Annotated in this window: 17 protein-coding genes, 1 tRNA gene and 1 pseudogene; 5 read left to right on the top strand and 14 right to left on the bottom strand. The window is 64.1% G+C overall.

All coding sequences use genetic code 11. The features are described from left to right. Positions 1 to 92: 92 nt before the first annotated feature. Positions 93 to 809, top strand: coding sequence for a hypothetical protein (locus ACX80O_RS06855; RefSeq protein ID WP_459332962.1), 717 nt, complete (start codon positions 93 to 95; stop codon positions 807 to 809). A 40-nt stretch (positions 810 to 849) separates the two neighbouring features. Here the strand turns inward: ACX80O_RS06855 and ACX80O_RS06850 are convergent, their stop codons facing one another. From ACX80O_RS06850 to ACX80O_RS06815, 8 genes are all read right to left on the bottom strand, one after another. Further along, a complete protein-coding gene (locus tag ACX80O_RS06850; protein WP_459308842.1) occupies positions 850 to 1,068 on the bottom strand; it encodes a hypothetical protein in 219 nt (72 codons plus the stop codon). Further along, on the bottom strand, positions 1,062 to 1,361 hold the full coding sequence (locus tag ACX80O_RS06845; RefSeq protein ID WP_459308843.1) for an ABC transporter permease family protein: 300 nt from the start codon (positions 1,359 to 1,361) through the stop codon (positions 1,062 to 1,064). Before ACX80O_RS06845 ends, ACX80O_RS06850 begins: the two co-directional genes overlap by 7 nt. Continuing rightward, a complete protein-coding gene (locus ACX80O_RS06840; protein ID WP_459332961.1) occupies positions 1,358 to 2,644 on the bottom strand; it encodes a sensor histidine kinase in 1,287 nt (428 codons plus the stop codon). Before ACX80O_RS06840 ends, ACX80O_RS06845 begins: the two co-directional genes overlap by 4 nt. A 217-nt stretch (positions 2,645 to 2,861) precedes the next feature. Beyond that, a complete protein-coding gene (locus ACX80O_RS06835; RefSeq protein ID WP_459308847.1) occupies positions 2,862 to 4,277 on the bottom strand; it encodes an amidase in 1,416 nt (471 codons plus the stop codon). Further along, complete coding sequence (locus tag ACX80O_RS06830) at positions 4,274 to 5,503, bottom strand: amidohydrolase (protein ID WP_459308848.1); 1,230 nt, start codon at positions 5,501 to 5,503, stop codon at positions 4,274 to 4,276. Before ACX80O_RS06830 ends, ACX80O_RS06835 begins: the two co-directional genes overlap by 4 nt. A gap of 38 nt (positions 5,504 to 5,541) precedes the next feature. Next, complete coding sequence (locus ACX80O_RS06825; protein ID WP_459308849.1) at positions 5,542 to 6,273, bottom strand: hypothetical protein; 732 nt, start codon at positions 6,271 to 6,273, stop codon at positions 5,542 to 5,544. A 30-nt stretch (positions 6,274 to 6,303) separates the two neighbouring features. Next, positions 6,304 to 7,059: a DUF5058 family protein gene (locus ACX80O_RS06820; RefSeq protein ID WP_459308850.1), complete on the bottom strand. Its 756-nt coding sequence runs from the start codon at positions 7,057 to 7,059 to the stop codon at positions 6,304 to 6,306. Then, positions 7,056 to 8,345, bottom strand: a complete 1,290-nt coding sequence (locus ACX80O_RS06815; protein WP_459332960.1) for a M20 family metallo-hydrolase — start codon at positions 8,343 to 8,345, stop codon at positions 7,056 to 7,058. The genes ACX80O_RS06820 and ACX80O_RS06815 overlap by 4 nt, the downstream gene beginning before the upstream one ends. Positions 8,346 to 8,571: 226 nt before the next feature. Between ACX80O_RS06815 and ACX80O_RS06810 the strand changes: the two genes are divergently transcribed. From ACX80O_RS06810 to ACX80O_RS06800, 3 genes are all read left to right on the top strand, one after another. After that, entirely contained in the window at positions 8,572 to 9,600 is a 1,029-nt protein-coding gene (locus ACX80O_RS06810) for a LacI family DNA-binding transcriptional regulator (protein WP_459332959.1), read from the top strand. Between the two features lie 145 nt (positions 9,601 to 9,745). Beyond that, a complete protein-coding gene (locus ACX80O_RS06805; RefSeq protein ID WP_459332958.1) occupies positions 9,746 to 12,553 on the top strand; it encodes a S8 family serine peptidase in 2,808 nt (935 codons plus the stop codon). A 24-nt stretch (positions 12,554 to 12,577) separates the two neighbouring features. Next, positions 12,578 to 12,673 carry a DUF4113 domain-containing protein gene (locus ACX80O_RS06800; RefSeq protein ID WP_459332957.1) on the top strand — a complete coding sequence of 32 codons (96 nt, stop codon included), beginning with the start codon at positions 12,578 to 12,580 and terminating at the stop codon, positions 12,671 to 12,673. On the opposite strand, the gene ACX80O_RS06795 is transcribed toward ACX80O_RS06800, so the two are convergent. From ACX80O_RS06795 to ACX80O_RS06785, 3 genes and pseudogenes are all read right to left on the bottom strand, one after another. Then, positions 12,670 to 12,882 carry a hypothetical protein gene (locus tag ACX80O_RS06795; protein ID WP_459332956.1) on the bottom strand — a complete coding sequence of 71 codons (213 nt, stop codon included), beginning with the start codon at positions 12,880 to 12,882 and terminating at the stop codon, positions 12,670 to 12,672. The two genes, ACX80O_RS06800 and ACX80O_RS06795, sit on opposite strands and share 4 nt — an antisense overlap. A gap of 118 nt (positions 12,883 to 13,000) precedes the next feature. Continuing rightward, positions 13,001 to 13,585: a helix-turn-helix domain-containing protein gene (locus tag ACX80O_RS06790; RefSeq protein WP_459332955.1), complete on the bottom strand. Its 585-nt coding sequence runs from the start codon at positions 13,583 to 13,585 to the stop codon at positions 13,001 to 13,003. A 573-nt stretch (positions 13,586 to 14,158) separates the two neighbouring features. Continuing rightward, a pseudogene (locus tag ACX80O_RS06785) lies at positions 14,159 to 14,635 on the bottom strand (DUF805 domain-containing protein). Positions 14,636 to 14,921: 286 nt separating this feature from the next. On the opposite strand from ACX80O_RS06785, the gene ACX80O_RS06780 reads away from it, so the two are divergent. Then, positions 14,922 to 15,104, top strand: coding sequence for a hypothetical protein (locus tag ACX80O_RS06780; RefSeq protein WP_459332954.1), 183 nt, complete (start codon positions 14,922 to 14,924; stop codon positions 15,102 to 15,104). A 305-nt stretch (positions 15,105 to 15,409) separates the two neighbouring features. On the opposite strand, the gene ACX80O_RS06775 is transcribed toward ACX80O_RS06780, so the two are convergent. The 3 genes from ACX80O_RS06775 to rsfS form a co-directional block, all read right to left on the bottom strand. Next, positions 15,410 to 15,485 (bottom strand) — tRNA-Ala (locus tag ACX80O_RS06775). Between the two features lie 107 nt (positions 15,486 to 15,592). Then, entirely contained in the window at positions 15,593 to 16,243 is a 651-nt protein-coding gene (locus ACX80O_RS06770; protein ID WP_459332953.1) for a histidine phosphatase family protein, read from the bottom strand. 26 nt (positions 16,244 to 16,269) lie between these two features. Then, positions 16,270 to 16,680, bottom strand: a complete 411-nt coding sequence (gene rsfS / locus ACX80O_RS06765; RefSeq protein WP_459308380.1) for a ribosome silencing factor — start codon at positions 16,678 to 16,680, stop codon at positions 16,270 to 16,272. Positions 16,681 to 16,710 lie beyond the last annotated feature (30 nt).

Here is a 16,710-nt window from a genome sequence, read left to right as displayed (position 1 = left end):
GGTTAGCTCACGTGACCAAGTCGTGCTGTCAAGTGGCGCGTTGGATCTGTAGTGTCCAAGTCATCCCGACCATCTGATCCGAAAGCACACCAGTGAAGAAGTCCTCGCCCCTTCTTGTCCTCTCAATTACGGCCCTCCTCCTGACGGGGTGCGCCTCCAACGCCGAGCCTTCGGCGGGGGTGACCGAAACTGAATCCAGCGCCTCGCCCGCGCCGACATCGTCGCCGAGCACGACGCCGACGCCGACGCCGACGCCGACGCCGACCCCCGAGAGTTCACCCTCACCAGCCGAGCCCACTATCGATCCACCGTCGGCCAGCCCCGAACCGAGCCCCGGACCAAGCCCCGAACCGAGCCCTGAGCCCGCAGCAGCGCCTGTACCCGAACCGACCGTCGAGCCGACCGCGGTGGCAGAGCCAACAGAGGAGCCCATCACCGAAACGTCCGAGCCCCCCATCCCTGGGCTATCCGGAAGCTACGACGATCTTGTGCTGGTCCCCGCTTGGGATGGGGTCCGCGTGGTCCGCCATGTTGGTACGACGTGGAACATCGTCGGGTCCGGGTATGCACCGGGAGCAGAGATCCAGATCGGGTTTGGCCCCGCCCAAACGGATGTGTCAGTGATCGGATACCCGGTTGTCGTTGCAGATGCCAACGGCAACTACACCTTTCAGATCAGTCTGGCGCCCGATCTGGCGCCGGGAGACTACGGCGTGCTTGCAGTTCCCATCACTGGCCTGACGTCTGAGGAAACCGAAGCTGCCAAACGGTTCGCCCAGATTGAGGTCGTCTCCACCTGGGCGCCCTAGGCGCCCGGGTGGAGACGAAGCCAGCCGACCAGCTTGCCGGCTACTGCTCCAGTTTGATCGCCTTCCGCAGGCTGAGCGCTCCCCCACCCTGCATGACAGCCCTGCGGTAAATTTTCTCGCCACGGTGCAGGAGCGCAACCGCCGCTGCCAGAGCGATGACGAGGGAAAGCAGAGGCTCCCACACTGCGACCGGGGAGTTCAGGACCCTGATGGGCATCGCCACCGATGACACCACCGGCACGTAGGAAGCAACTACCAACAGAGTTGGCCCGAGGCGAACAACCCAACAAACAGGGCTGCGAAGATGAGACCCATCACCGGAGTCGAGTTGTTGGTCAGATCCTCGGGTCGGCTGGCGAGCGAGCCCAGGACCGCCCATATCGCCGCAAGAATCAGGAAGCCGGCCAGGAAGAACACGAAAAACCATCCGGAGGCAGGAATGATGCTTCCCACCAGGTCCGCTGTGTCGGTCAGGTTGAGTGCGAGCAGCGCAGCACCACCGTATAGAGCCAGTTGGACCATGGCCAGGATGGTGTTGCCCAACACTTTCACGCACAGCAGCTGGCGGATCGGTATTGCCGTAGCAAGGATTTCGACCACCCGGAGCCGGGCTCGGCGGTGGGGCGCGGCATCCCATTGTCTACCGTCTCCAGCTCCACCCAACGCTGGTCGCCGGCGCGTCCGGTGCGCAGGGTCATCGTGACGGATCCTGCGGTCGAGTGTTGTCGCACATTGGTCAGGGATTCCTGGGCGGTCCGGAACAGCGACAGCGCCAGCGGAGCAGAGATGTCGGCCAGCGCACCAGGGACGTCCTCCACCCTGCCGAAGCTGACCGTGAGGCCCAGGTCCCGGTGCTGGCCGGCCAGTTCCTCAAGGTCGTTGAGTCCCGGCTCCGGGCGCCGCCCGCCGTCGTCAGTGTCGTCGGACTCGCTTCCTTCGGTGCGGAGTACGCCGAGGAGGTTCCGCATATCGGTGACCGCCTGTCGGCTGGCCTGTTCAATGGTCCGCAACGAGTCGACTGCGACATCGGGTCTCCTGTCGATCACCCTGCGGGCGGCTCCGGCCTGGACCCCGATCCCTGACACGTGGTGCGCGACGACGTCGTGCAGTTCACGGGCAATGCGCAGTCGTTCCTCAACCACGGCACGCCGGGCGAGTTCAGCGGCCTGGCAGGTAATCTGCTCGGCCTGCTCGGCCAGCTGGGTGCGCTGCAGCGCGTTGCGCCACGATGACATGCCGGCGAGGATGGCGCCGCCGAAGTAGGCGAAGTTCACCAGGAAGTTGTAGAGCGCCACCGACGTCAGGGGATCAAGAATTCCGCCGGTGAAGTCGGGGTTGTCTTCGGCCTGGGCCAGGAGGCCGTCGAAAGTGTTGGCCACAGTCAGGGCGAGGATAAGCCACAGGGTCATCGCCGCTACCACCACGGCGATGCCAACCCACAGCACCCGGCGGTCTTTGGCCCACGCAATGGCCGAGTAGAGGGAGGCAAAATAGGCAACCTGGTACGACAGCTGAAGAGAAACCAGGGGTGACAGCAGGCTGAGACCGATGAAGAGAGCCGACATGACCAGCATGACCAGGACCGGGTATTTGCGCCGGAACACCAGGGGGACAATCATCAGCGCCAGCACTCCGTGCTGGACCCAGGCTGCGTGGGTGTCCTCGACGACCATCCCGAAGCCGCGGGTCAGCTCCAGGGCGAAGGCGCTCACCAGCGCGAATATGATGACTCCGATGACGTCCCGGCGGGAATCGTCCCTTGTGGGGCCGGGGCGTTCCCAGTTGTTGTCACAGTGGTCGACCGTCTGGGATTTCAGTCGGGTGAGGAGGTTCACCAGTTCGTCCTGCCGGGAGCGAGGCGCGCGAAATCGGTCATGAGTGCCAGTGTAGTCAGCGAGTGGTACGCTCCGGCTCCCTCGGAGGGCCTAGTCCGGTCGGATGACCCCACCCCTCCCCCTGGGTCCCCACCCCCGGATCGAGTCACCAGCTTTGACGGATTTCGCCCCCAAAAAATGATCCTTGGTGTTGACTCGATCCGGGGGTGGGGGAAACCTAGCCTAAGGTGGGGGCCTGCCCCGCATAACCGGTCGCCTGCTCGAAGCTGTAGGCGACCTGTAACAGGTCAACATCCTTGCCGTGAGCCATCGACAGTTGTAGACCGACCGGCAGACCGCTCAAGCTGAAGCCCGCTGGTACCGAGACCGCGGGGATCCCCGTCGCCGAAATGACACACGCGGAGCGCATCCAGTCAAGATAGGTTTCGAACTCCACTCCCTCCACCGACGTGGGGTACCGCATGGACGCGTCGAAGGGCAGCACCTGCGCGGTAGGACTGGCAAAAACGTCGAACCGTTCGAAAAAGTCATCCACCTTGCCAGCGAGCCGGGTCCTCGCCAGCGCAGCGTCGACAAGGTCCCGGCCTGTCAGCGCCTTGCCCTGTTCAATGTTCCACCGCACTTCGGGTTTGATCACGTCGCCATGCTTTTCCAGCAGCGTGCCGTAGGCAAGGAGGAAATCGAAGGCCCGCGTGGTACCAAAGACCTGATCGGCGTCGCGTAGGTCCGGCACTGCCTCTTCGACCACTGCTCCCAGATCCACGAAAATCTGAAGCTGGGATTCGAGGACACGGAGCACTTCCTTCTCCACCGGAACACCCAGGCCAAAATCAGGTGACCACGCGATCCGCAGCCCGGTGAGGTCCCGCTGCAACGGGTCACCGAACTGTGTGCTGCCGAGCGGGAAGGGGTACGGCACCGCCGGATGCGCTCCGGCAACCACCTTCATCCCCAGCGCAACGTCTTCGACGTCGCGCGCCATCACCCCGGTGCGGCCCAGCCAGGCCCAAGCGTTGCGGGTGGGGGCCATGGGGAGCACGCCCACCGAGGGCCTGAAGCCAACGATGTTACAGAACGACGCAGGGATCCGCAGCGACCCGCCCATATCACTGCCGTCGCTAAGCGACTGGATGCGGGAGGCGATCGCCGCGGCCGCTCCCCCGCTGCTTCCCCCGGCGCTCACCGTGGGGTCGTAGGGGTTCGTGGTGGTGCCGAAAACCTCGTTGAAGGTGTGGGAGCCGGCAGCGAATTCGGGGACGTTGGTCTTCCCCGTCGTTACCACCCCGGCACTCTTGAGCCGGGCGATCACCAGGTCGTCAAAGGTCGGCACATGATCCTTGAAAATGACCGACCCCTGGGTGGTCAGCAAACCCTTCGTGTTGTTGGTGTCCTTGTGCGCCATCGGCAGTCCGTGCAACGGTGGGAGGCCAGCACCGGACGCCGTCAGCGCGTCGGCCTCGGCCGCCAGCCGCTGCGCGCCGTCCCGATCCTGGGTCACTACCGAGTTGATCTGCCCATTTACCGCATCAATCCGGGCGAAGTGCGCCTCCAGCGCTTCACGGGCGGAAACCTCACGACGCCGAATCGCACCGGTGAGGGCAGTGGCCGAGAGCTCCATGAGGCCGTCGGTCATCGCGCAACTTTCGACAGGATGGCAGCCATGGCTGCCCGGACACCGATGGTGAGAGTCGGTTCCATGTCCGGTGCGAAGTACGGCGAGTGGTTACCCGGAAGGGGCGTGTCGGCATCGAGCCGTTCCTGGCTGTAGGCTCCAAACATCCAGTACACGGAGGGGACGCCGATCGCCGTCGCAAACAGGCCGAAGTCCTCGCTACCCATCACCGGCGGCACTTCGTTGACCGAGTCCTCCCCCAGTGTGAGGTGAAATTCGTTGATCAGCGCATCAGTGGCGTCGGGATCGTTGTAGCACTGGGGAAAACTGGAGATTTCCTCGATCGACGGTGCTGGGGCCCCGGATGCGTCTGCTTCGGCTTTGATGATGCGGCGCAGGGAGGCAAGCACCCGTTCGCGCACCTCTGGATCGAAGGTACGGACATTGACCGAGAACTCGGCGGTGTCGGGGATGATGTTCTCCTTCAACCCAGCGTGGAACGTGCCGATGGTGACGACCGCCGATTTCATCGGGTGCACCTCGCGGGCCACGATCGTCTGGATCCTGACCACCATATGAGCGCCGAGGACGATGGGGTCGATCGACTGATCCGGCTGCGAACCATGCGCCTGACGGCCCTGCACAGTGATCTTCCATGAGTCCGCCATGGCCATAGCGGTCCCCCGGCTGATATTCACTGTGCCGGCAAGGCCTGGCCATACATGCTGCCCGTAGATCACCTCGGGTTGTGGGGCCTTGTCCCAGATGCCGTCCTCCACCATGGCCTTGGCTCCAGCGGCCGTTTCCTCGCCGGGCTGGAAGATGAACACCACAGTGCCACCCCAGGTTTCGGTACCTTCGCTGAGCAGGCGGGCTGCGGTCAGGGCGGCAGTGATGTGGGTATCGTGACCGCAGCCGTGCATCACTGGTACGTCGGTGCCGTCGGCGAGTGTGCCGCGCGTCTGGCTGGCAAAGTCCAGTCCCGTAGCCTCCTGCATAGGCAGGCCATCGGTGTCGGCACGGAACCCGATCACCGGGCCTTCACCGTTGCGCAGGACGCCGACGACGCCGGTTCCCCCGCAGAGGTACGCCTCGATCCCTAGGTCGGTGAGTGCCTTCAGGATGAAATCGGCGGTCTCGGTTTCCTGCATGGACAGTTCGGGATGGGCGTGAAGGTGACGGTAGAGCCTGTGCATAGCGGTGCGGTGGTCCGCGGACAACTCTAATGAGGTGGTCTTCGTAGTCATGGGGTTCCTATCCTGTCGAGGGGTGGGGAGGCGCTGGGTCAGGCCTTGAGATGGTCTTGAGCGACGGGGGCCGGGGTGGTCTTCGACCTGAGGAACCAGGCAAGGACTGCCGTCAGCAGGACCACGATGCCGGTGGCTGGTTTGGCGAGGGCAGGGACGGCCGGCACGAGGACGAACAGGACGACGACGGCCACCAGGACGGCGATCACCGTCACCCGGGGCTGTTTCATGGTGACGATGAGCTGCACCAGGACGGCGCCGATGATGCTGGGAAAGATGTAGAGGCGGGCGACGTCGACAATATCGGTGGGAATGATGCTCACCAGCCAGGTACCGAGGACGCCCACGAATAGGAGCATCGAGAACACGTGCACCATGGCCGCCCCGCAGATGGCCATCAGGGCCGAGAATTCACCGCGCTTGGTCCCGGCTTTCGCCCCAACTGTGGCCTGGGCGACGAGGGCTGACGGCAGCAGTTTGTTGGCAATGTTGCCGATCATGAACGCCTGATACATGGCTGCCGGGCCGAGCACCGGGTAGTAGGTGATTGGTTCAACGATCCAGAGGACGAAGAAGGCGGCAGCGACGGCGAAAAAGGCCGTCCAGATCATGCTCGACGTAATGCCGAGGTCGGTGAAGAGGACCAGGTAGATCGGAGCGGCGAGGGATAGCAGCAGCGCGAAGATCATGGTGATGCGTCCCCAGCGGGACGTGGTGCGGTCAAACTGGTCGACGGCCGCGGTCTGCTCAGCAGTGGCAGTGAAAGTCATGGCGTGATTCCTTTCGTTGTGGGGTGCTACTCAGGCCGCTGCGGGAGCGAGGCCGGCGGTGTGGGCGAAGTAGGCGACGGCGAGGCCCACCAGGATGGCTATTCCCAGGCCCCACTCACGAAGCCAGGCGGCGGAAAGGGATTTGGCGAGGAAGAGACACACGCCCATCACCACCGCTGAGACGATTACAGTGATGATGTGAACCGGGGTTTTTCCAAGTTCCGCGATCCCGAGACTGGCGAAGGCGCCGATCAGGGCGGCCGCTGGAACGATCGCCATCAGTGCCGGGTTGACATGGCGGAGCTTGGAGTCGCCCCGCTTCAATAAGGGGGTGAGCACCAGGGTGGCGATCATCCACATGGCACCCGACATGCTCATCGCCATGAAGGCGACGACGAACACTGCCTGGGTGTAGTCGGGCCCACCGAGGGTTGCGCCCATGGTGGCGGCGGCGAGAGACGCCGAGGCCGATTCGGTAGCCGCCGATCCCACCAGACCGATCCGGACCAGCACCGCGGGCGTGCCGAAAAGCGTGAGCAAGGCAACGCTGACCAGGACCACGGCGAGTGACGGGCCGATGGCCGCTACCGCACCGGCGCGGAAGGAGGTCTTCAACTCTGCCTGGGAGATGCCTGCCGATGGACCGGCCTTTTGCGCAGCCCGCATATAGATCACTGACTGAAGGATGATCGCACCGAACACGCCAATGGCCAGGATCCAGAGAATCGGGATGTTGGCAATGGCGAGAATGTCGGTGGATCCTCCGGGGATGACTGCGGTTTTCATGGCTGCTCCAGTGGGACTGAGTGACGGGTCAGGTCTGCCTGGTCGAGGGCGATCAGGGTATGGGCGAGTGCCGCGACGCCGGTGGCGACAGCGGTGAAGTCTGTCCATTCCTCGGGACAGTGACTTTTCCCTGCGGCGGAGGGAATGAAGATCATTCCCATCGGGGCGAGTGTAGCCATGTGGACGGCGTCGTGGGTTGCCCCGCTGGGCACCGGCATCCACGGGATGCCAAGGGTGTCGGCAACCCGGGCGGCGGTGTCGTGGACGCCGGCGTGGGTCTGCACTACATCGTTGTCGGTCGACCAGGTGAAATCGACGTCGACGCCGTGCTGGTGGGCCTGGCCCAGGATCTCCTGGGCCAAGCGGCCCTTCACGCCGGAGAGCCACTCGGCGTCGACGCTGCGGACCTCGCTGGTCATCCTGACCAGCGAGGGCACTACGTTGGGGGATCGTGAATCGGATTCGAGGCGCGTGGTGGTCGCGACCCCGTGGGTGGGGGCGCCACACCCTTCCCGACGGACGGCGAGAACCGCCTCAGCCGCCGCCACCATCGCGTCAGCACGGTCCGACATGGGGCGGGTACCAGCGTGGTCGGGTGAGCCGGTGAAGACCGCAAGGAGCCGTTGAATGCCCGCGATGCCCGTAACAATGCCGAGCGGCAATCCTCGCTGTTCGAGGGTTGGTCCCTGTTCGATGTGCAGTTCGAGAAAGGAATGCAACTTCGTGGCGCGGGCCCAGTGGGCGGAGAGGGTCGACGCCGGGTCAAGGCCGAAGTCCGAATAGCTCCGCCCGAGGGTCACCCCGCGGTAGTCGGTGCGATCCAGATCCTCGGTGCTGAGCTGGCCGGCCGCAGCGCGACTGCCGAGGCAACTCAGACCGTAGGGGTTCGATTCCTCCCCGAAGAAGTCAACCACCAGCAGGTCGCGGGTCAGGGCGGTATCGCTCTCACGCAGCTGCTGCACGGCATCAATGGCGCCGAGCACGCCGACGATTCCGTCGAAGCGGCCGCCGCCGTCGACAGTGTCGGTGTGGGAGCCGGTGACCAGAGCGGGTGCGTTGGGGTTGGTCCCGGGAAGCCGCCCGATGATGTTGCCTGCGCCATCGGTGTGGACCTCAAGCCCGGTGCCGCTCATCCGTTCAACGATCCAGTGCCGGGATTCGCGGTAGGCCCCGCTGAAAACGTCCCGGGTCCAGCCCGGGCGAGAGCGGTCGCGATAGTCGGCTATTTCGCTGATGCCAGTTTCCAGCCGTTCGGCCGTTTCGGCGGTGGGACTCGTGGTGAGCACTGTGCCCTTTCATCGGATATACCTAGGATGTTGTGCAATCGTTTGCGTAGCGGTGCTGAATGTATGGCGCTTCGATCGAATATGGTCTTCATCACACTACTCTTGACCCATTTCGTCAAGGTTTCGGCTAAATTAAACTCCTGGCGACCGGGGTCTGCTGCAAACCATTGCGCGACGGGCGGTGTCTGGTCTTAGACTGCGCTAAAGGTTCGGAAGGATTGCCGTTATGGCTGACCACACGGGCTGGGAACGCCAAAAGCCAGTTACCCTGGCCACGGTGGCCCGGCACGCCCAAGTTCACGTGTCCACCGTTTCGCGAGCCCTCAGCGAGGATCCCGCGGGGGTGGGTACCGACACGGTACGACGGATTCGCGAACTCGCGGTGATGCTCGGGTATCACCGGGACGTGGGGGCAGCAGGTCTCCGTACCGGAAGCTCCCGACTCATTGGGGTTCTTGTCCCCCGGCTAACCGATTTGGTCTTGGCAACCATCTACGAGAGCATCGACGCCGCGGCCGGCACTGCTGGTTACACCACCGTGGTGTCGAACACCCTGGATGATCCGCTGCGCCGCCGGGCCCGGCTCGACGCGTTGCTCTCCCGTCGACTGGACGGCGTCATCATCGGCGACTCCCATATCGGCGACACTGCGGCTTTCGAGCTGCGGCAGCGCGGCGTCCCCTACGTCTTGGTGATGCGCAAACTCGAGGGCCACCTGTCGGTGACCACGGATGACCACCTGGGCGGACGCCTTGCGGCCGAGCATCTGCTGTCCCTCGGGCACACACGCGTGGGGGTGATCGCCGGTGATCTTCTGGCCAGCACGGGATTGCAGCGAAGTCAGGGCTTCCGGACCACCTTTGATGCCGCCGGTTACCCGGTTGAGGACCACTATGTGGTGAATTCCGGATTCGGCGCGCGGGCAGGGCGGATAGCCGGCGACCAGCTGATGCGGCTCCCCAACCCGCCATCGGCGATCTTCGCTGTTGACGACCTGACCGCCGTCGGCGCTATGGGTGCCATCCGCGCTGCGGGTAAACGGCTCCGGGAGGACGTTGCGGTGGTCGGTTACAACGACGTCGATCTCGCGGCCAACCTGCCGGTTCCCTTGACCTCCGTCCGCTCGGCGCTCACCGACATGGGCCGGCTCAGTTTCGAAGCCCTGCAGCGGCGGATCAACGGTGAGGATGCCGTGTCGGTGCTCCTCAAACCGGTGCTGATTCCTCGCGCGACCACCGTGGAACGTTGGGAGTAAGGGCTGCAGGGATGGGCTGTATGATTCCGGTTGGGGGACGCCACAGTCTATCCACGCACCGCCGGCGCAGCCGCGTCTATCACCGTCGGATTGGCCACTGGCATAGTTGCCGGGGCAACCTGACCTGGTTTCAAGGACACGTTCAATGACATTCAGGCGCCGGTATCTCGGAACAATTGCTTCAGCCTCGATTGCAACACTACTGATCAGTTCCATGACCGCCCTGCCTGCCACCGCCGGGCCGCAACTCCCCGGACTGGACGCGGTGCAGGAGGCTCCGACCCCCGAGTCTGCGCTCGCCGTCGAGCCCGCCGACCGTTTCATCGTGAAGTTCGCCGACCGGTCCCGCGCCAGCACCTTGGAACGTAGCAATGCCTATGAGGACACCGAGAGCAGCCTGGGAATTCCGGTCGAGGAGATCGGAGCAACCGTCGACGGCGCCACCGTGGTCGAAGCGACCAGCGAGCTGACCGAGGCCCAGGCCGACGACGTCGTCGCTGTCCTCGAATCACGGGACGACGTCGAGTACGCCGAGGTTGATGTTTTCCTGCGGCCGACGGCGGTCACACCGGACGACTCGCTGTACGCATCACAGTGGAACCTGTTCGAGGACCGGGGCGGGATGCGGGTTGATACGGCCTGGCCACGTTCCACTGGCGAGGGGGTCACCGTCGCCGTGATTGACAGCGGGATCACCGCGCATAGCGACCTGGCAGGAAACCTGGTCGCGGGCTATGACTTCATTTCCAGTCCGGCCATCGCCGGCGACAGCGACGGCCGTGATCCGAATCCGGCCGACGAAGGCGACCGGTGTGAATCGGAGCCCTCCACCTGGCACGGCACCCACGTGGCCGGGACGATTGGCGCCGTGGCCAACAATGCCCAAGGCATTGCCGGGGTTGCGTTCGACGCGAAGATCCAGGCCATTCGCGCACTGGGGAGCTGCGGCGGCTACACCAGCGACGTCGCCGCGGCCACTCTGTGGGCGGCGGGCGGCGCAGTATCCGGCGTTCCGGTGAACCCGACGCCGGCGAAGGTGATCAACCTGAGTCTCGGCGGCGCGGGCGCCTGTGGCACATCGTTTCAGGCAGCCATTAACTATGCGGCTAGCCAGGACGTCGCTGTGGTGGCGGCTGCCGGCAATGATCGTTCACCCGTTCGAGCCACGTCGCCAGCGAATTGCGACAACGTGATTGTGGTGGGGGCCACCGGCCGTGAAGGCAACCAGGCCAACTATTCGAACTACGGTCCGGAGGTCGATGTGAGCGCTCCGGGTGGCGATGCGTCCACGGGCCTTGCCAGCGCCATTCTCTCCACAGAGAACGACGGCGTCTACGGCCCGACAGCTGAAGGGTACGGCTACAAGCAGGGAACGTCCATGGCGACACCGCATGTGGCGGGCGCCGCCGCGCTCATGCTGGCAGCCAATCCGTCGCTCACTGCGGTCCAGATTGAGGCGCAGCTCAAAGCGACAGCACGCCCTTTGCCGGGGTCATGCTACACCGGCGGGTGCGGCGCAGGATTGGTGGACGCCGCGGCAGCGGTGACGTCAGTTTCCCCGGTCATGCCTGATCTTGCCAGCCCCATTCCGACGGTGACGGGAGAGCCGCGGGTCGGCGGCGTTCTCAGCGCTTCCGCCGGGGTCTGGGGACCGCCGCCCGTTTCCCTGGCCTACCAGTGGCTGCGCGCTGGAACCCCGATCCCCGGCGCAACACTGGCGAAATACACCATCGCTGTCGGCGATACCGGCGCGAAGCTCAGTGTGCGGGTCACCGGAACCAAACCGGGCTACAAGACCGCCACCCGAACCTCCCCACAGACCGCCGCGGTGACCAGCCCGGCCGACGGCGTCGTCGCCCGGGTCCCGACGATCCAGGGCACCCCCCAGGTGGGCAAGACCCTCACCGCAACACCCGGCGGGTGGCAACCAGCGCCCCTGCAGCTGACGTACCAGTGGTTGCGGAACGGTTCGCCGATCGCAGGTGCCACCGCACTCAGCTACACACCGGTCGCTGCCGATCTGAACCGAACCCTGAAGGTTCGCGTCACCGGTTCCGGCACGTCGGTCCCATCAACTGAGCGCACCTCAGCGGCAACGGCGGCGGTGGTGCCCGGCGTACTCCAATTGACCCGGCCAGTGATGGGCGGGGTAGCCGCCGTGGGGTCGTCGCTGGTGGCTCAGCCGGGCGTGTGGAGCCCGGGAACCACGCTTTCCTTCCAATGGTTGCGCAACGGGACGGCGATCAGCGGTGCAACCGCCCCCGCCTACCGTCCGACTGGTGCCGACATCGCCACACGCCTGAGCGTCAAGACCACCGGTACCCGTTCCGGGTACGCCACGGCCACTACGACGTCGGCGCAAACCCAACCGGTACCGCGGCCCTTCAGGGATGTCCCTGCGACCATGCAGTTCCAGGCTGAAATGTCGTGGCTGGCTGCCGAAGGCATCAGCACCGGCTGGCGCGGATCGGACGGCACCAGAACCTACCGGCCCCTGACCACTGTCAACCGGGATGCGATGGCCGCGTTCATGTACCGCATGGCCGGGAGCCCAGCCTTCACTCCGCCAGCCACCTCCCCGTTCACCGACGTGTCCACCACCCAGCAGTTCTACAAGGACATGGCCTGGCTGGCCGAAAGTGGAATCAGCACCGGCTGGGACGGCCCCAACGGCACCAAGACCTACCGCGCACTGACCCCGGTGAACCGCGACGCGATGGCAGCGTTCATGTACCGCATGGCCGGGAGCCCAGCCTTCACTCCACCAGCCACCTCCCCGTTCGCCGACGTGTCCACCACCCAGCAGTTCTACAAGGAAATGGCCTGGCTGGCCGAAAGTGGAATCAGCACCGGCTGGGATGGCCCCAACGGCACCAAGACCTACCGCGCACTAACCCCAGTCAACCGCGACGCGATGGCAGCGTTCATGTACCGGTTCTCGGACCTCGGCTAGGGGCGAGCCTCGGCGCCACCCGGAATGCTCGCCCCGCCGGACTGGACCATGAGCCGGAAGCACTCCTCCCCGCCGTACACGATCGAATGGGCTGAACTGCCGGTCGTCAAAGCCCGCTAGGTGCCTCCGCCGTCCGCGCTGAACTTTGCTGCGTTGATCGACTCTTCGGCTACAAGAAGATAGTTTTCGCGACTGGCGTTCAGTGGCAACGAGTGGTTTCCGTACTTAAGATAGGCGAGCCGAACTAGCGTTTCGGCGTCCTCGATACCGAGGGCCAGGGCGATCAGGCCAAGATCCTCTATGTCCTTCTGACGCTCCGCTGCAAGCATGAAGGAGCAGGGCCGCTCCCCCGACAATTTGGATGTCGAGCAACCCCATGCTTGTTCAGCCGATCTTCCAGGTCGGCAAGCAGTCTCAGGACGTCCGCCGATTCGAGTCCCGGCCGGTTCATACCGTGGCTAGGTCCCGTTCGCGGATCCAGACGTTCATCGCCGCCAGGTCAGGGGGTGTGCCCTGGCGGATCAGCTCCTTCATCTGAGCACGGACGGGGTGTATCCTCTCTGCAAGGAAGATCGGCGCTTCCGACGGTTTGGTACGCAGTGACCATCCCGGGGTTGGCGATCCGGCAGTGGTGGCGATCCACCGGGTGATGGCCGCGAGAGCAACTAGATAGTCAGCATCGTCGATTCGAGGGGCCGACGTGAGGCTGGCGCGGCGGTCAGCCACTGACGAAGCGGCGTAATCCCCGAGGAGGCGAAGCGCGAAACGATAATCCCGGGCCGCCAAGGTGGCTGCGAACTCCTGGCCATAGTCCTTGGCGTTGTGAGATTGAGGCTGAGCCGCAGTGATGCCGAACCCGAGGACACTCATCACTTTGAGCGCGAGCCCGAGAGAGGAATTGTCTTTGCCTGCTTCGAGTTCGTTGATGAATTTCCTCGATACTCCGCAGCTATCCGCAAGAGACTGCTGGGTCGCACCGAGCTCGCGCCGCCGCTCCCGGATGCGCCGACCGAGGGCCGCTGGGTCCGTCACGATGGCTTCCATCCGATCATTTGTCACCATTCAGTTACATCTGAAAGCCTTCAGGAGTGGGGCATCCGGTCAACGCACGAGCCGCAGCGCCGGCGGCCGCGATTGGGCAGCACCCTCATCCCGTCCGCGCTGCAGTCGGGTCAGGCCGATGAGCAGATCCTTGGCAACCGTTTCAGCGAATTCCGCAGGGATGACCGGCGACGGTCGAGACCAATGAGCTCATGGCCCTGGGTGGAGCTCACACGGGAGATCAGTGCGCCGCGAGCTTCGGCGGCCATCAGGTCAGCCTGCGTCTAGGTTTCGAAGGGCTGGAAATAACCCCGGCGGGGGCTCATCAGAAAGGTGCAGACGACCCGCCCGTCAACGATCAGCTGTCGGACGATGTCGGCAGGATTCACAGTCGTGGTCATGATCCAGGGCGCGCACCGCAGCGGAACGAGGAGTCGACCCGCGCAAGTTGGAGATGTCATCGCCCCGCGGACGGTAGCGATGAACTTGCACCAGTTGCCCACACGAGTTCCTGGCGCACACCAAAGCGGATGGCGTCCGAGGACCAGGGGATAGCGGTAGAGCTTAGTAGCCTTCCGGTCGGTCGAATCGCTGGCCCGCGGGGTTGGACGGCAAAATCGTCATGACGAGTAGGGCCAGGGCGCCCAAAAGCGGTACGAGGGACAGCAATAGGAACCAGCCGCTCAAGTTCAAATCATGGAGGCGCCGTATGGTCAAAGCGATGGACGGAACAATGGTGGCGAGCACCCAGACGGCAGTCAGAAGGAATCCGATGATCGCCGTGGGGCTGGCGGCGCCTCCGTCGGCTGGGGACATTCCGCCCCCAAAACCTGTCATGAGGTTCAGAACTGTGCCTAACACGATTGACACGGACATCCACCACCAGTATTCGCTGCGGCTGGCACGGCCGGAGAACATGGCGTACTTCTTAAAGAATCGCTGCACGGCTACCTTGAAGGGAGCACCGTAATAAGGTGCCTAGAGCGGCGGCTCATTGTTGGCGGCCGGTGTGCCGGATGCAGCGTAAGGCGATGAAGTCATCGTTCACCCAGAGAATTGGCGTCAGTCGGTGAGCCCATCGTAGGTGCTTGCACCCCTAATAGATCTACCGACTCGTTCTCGACCGTCCCTTAGAAGTCTCGGCCCACTTGCTGGTGCCCGAAGGCGGCGTTTTCAGCAGCAAAGGGTCTGCGCCTGGAATTCCGGCTGCGCACGGGTGCAGAAGGAGCTAGCTGTATTACCCATAGAGGTTAGTGACGGTCGGCGTGGTGTGGTGACATGAAGAAGACCTCCGGGTGTAGTGGGGCTTGTCAAGAGCATCGACGAAGTGACCTACACGACCTCACTCAAAGAAGCCGTGTCCTGGTCCGGCTCCGGTGGACTGGCACGCCCCGGGTCCATCACCGTTCTGACCCCGAACCCCCAGCTGGATGAAGATTACCTTCGGGTTGCCGTCCACGATCGGGCAGAGTGCCTGTCCGAGGATGGCGAGAATGAGTTCGAAGCGTAGCCACGACTGAAGCAGTGCAGCCTGCACAACGGCAGCCAGAACAGCCAAATGCAACCGGCGACGCGATCTCCGGTTTGCTGGCCAGCTTGTCCCGCAGCATCAAGAACGAGCGCCCGCCGTCGAACTCCTACAAGGCGATGGAAGCCTCAGAGGTCGTCGGACAGGTTGTCCGGCAACTCCACATTGCGATTATGGTCAGCCGAGAAGGTCCCGTATTTGCGTCCCCAAAGCTCGGGAAATGTCCTGTTTCGAGAAACAAGAAATCCGCTAGAACCGGGCTACTTCCCTTTGTTCTAGCGGATCTTTGGTGGAGCTAAGGGGATTCGAACCCCTGACCCCCTGCATGCCATGCAGGTGCGCTACCAGCTGCGCCATAGCCCCAATTCCTTGGTGCCACCCCGCCGAAACGGCCGGAGCAACTTGTTCAGTTTAGTCAACAATCCGCCCCCTGCAAAATCGGCCAGAATCCGGCGGCGTCGGAGCGGAGACTAGCCCTCCAACGGGGTGGAAGGCATCGACGCCAGACCCACATTGTGCTCGGTCAACTGCCACCTGGGCAGCGCTTTGGCCCCACCGCCCAACTCCTCAAGGACCGACCAGTGACAGTTGGAGACACCAGACAGCGAGGACCACAGCTGAGGGGGCAATCCCATCAGCGCTGCCAGCCCGGCACGAATCGCACCACCATGGCTCGCCACCACCAACGTCTCGCCAGCCGCAAGGCCGGATACGGCGTCGAGCGTGCCCTCGGCCATCCGGCGCCCCACGTCAACACGGCTCTCCACCCCGCCGGCCCGCGCCTCTGGATCGCCACCATGCCAGGCTTCCTGATCATCGGGGAACCGTGCGGCAATATCCTCGAAAGACAGCCCCTGCCACTCCCCCGCATGAGTTTCCCGGACCCGGGCATCCAACTGCACAGCCAACCCCGTCAGCGATGCCAGCTCAGTTGCGGTGTCAGCCGCACGCAGCAGGTCCGAGGAAAGGAGCCGAGCCGGCGCAAGATGCGACAGCTCGGCGGCAGCCTCTCGTGCCTGCTGCCGGCCAACCTCGTCGAGGGGAATGTCCTCCTGGCCCTGAAACAGGCCACGCGCATTCCACTCGGTCCGCCCGTGCCGCCAGAAAATGATCCTCCGCACGCCAGTGGAATCAGCGGCGGCAACCCTCACTCGGCGGCGGCAGTAGCAGTAGCAACGTCGGCAGGAGCAGCAGGCGTGGTTTCAAGCTGCAGGTCGATGACCGGGCAATCGCCCCAGAGACGTTCCAGCGCGTAAAAGACGCGGTCCTCCTCGTGCTGGACGTGAATTACCACGTCCAGGTAATCCAGGAGGACCCACCGGCCCTCGCTGCGTCCTTCACGCCGGACCGGCTTCAGCCCCTGTTTGGACAGTTCCTCCTCGATGCCGTCCACGATCGAGTTGACCTGCCGTTCGCTGGATGCCGAAGCAACCAGGAAGACGTCGGTAATTGCCAGCCGTTCGCTGACGTCAATAGCAACAATGTCCTGACCGATTTTCTCCGACGCTGCATGTGCAGCCGCCCGGGCAATCGCGATGGACGTTTCGTTAGCGCTCACTGATCTCCTTGTGTGTGGTCAGTCGTCAAG

Source organism: Arthrobacter glycogeni (assembly GCF_054511155.1).
This window is presented reverse-complemented; position numbering and strand designations above follow the sequence as displayed.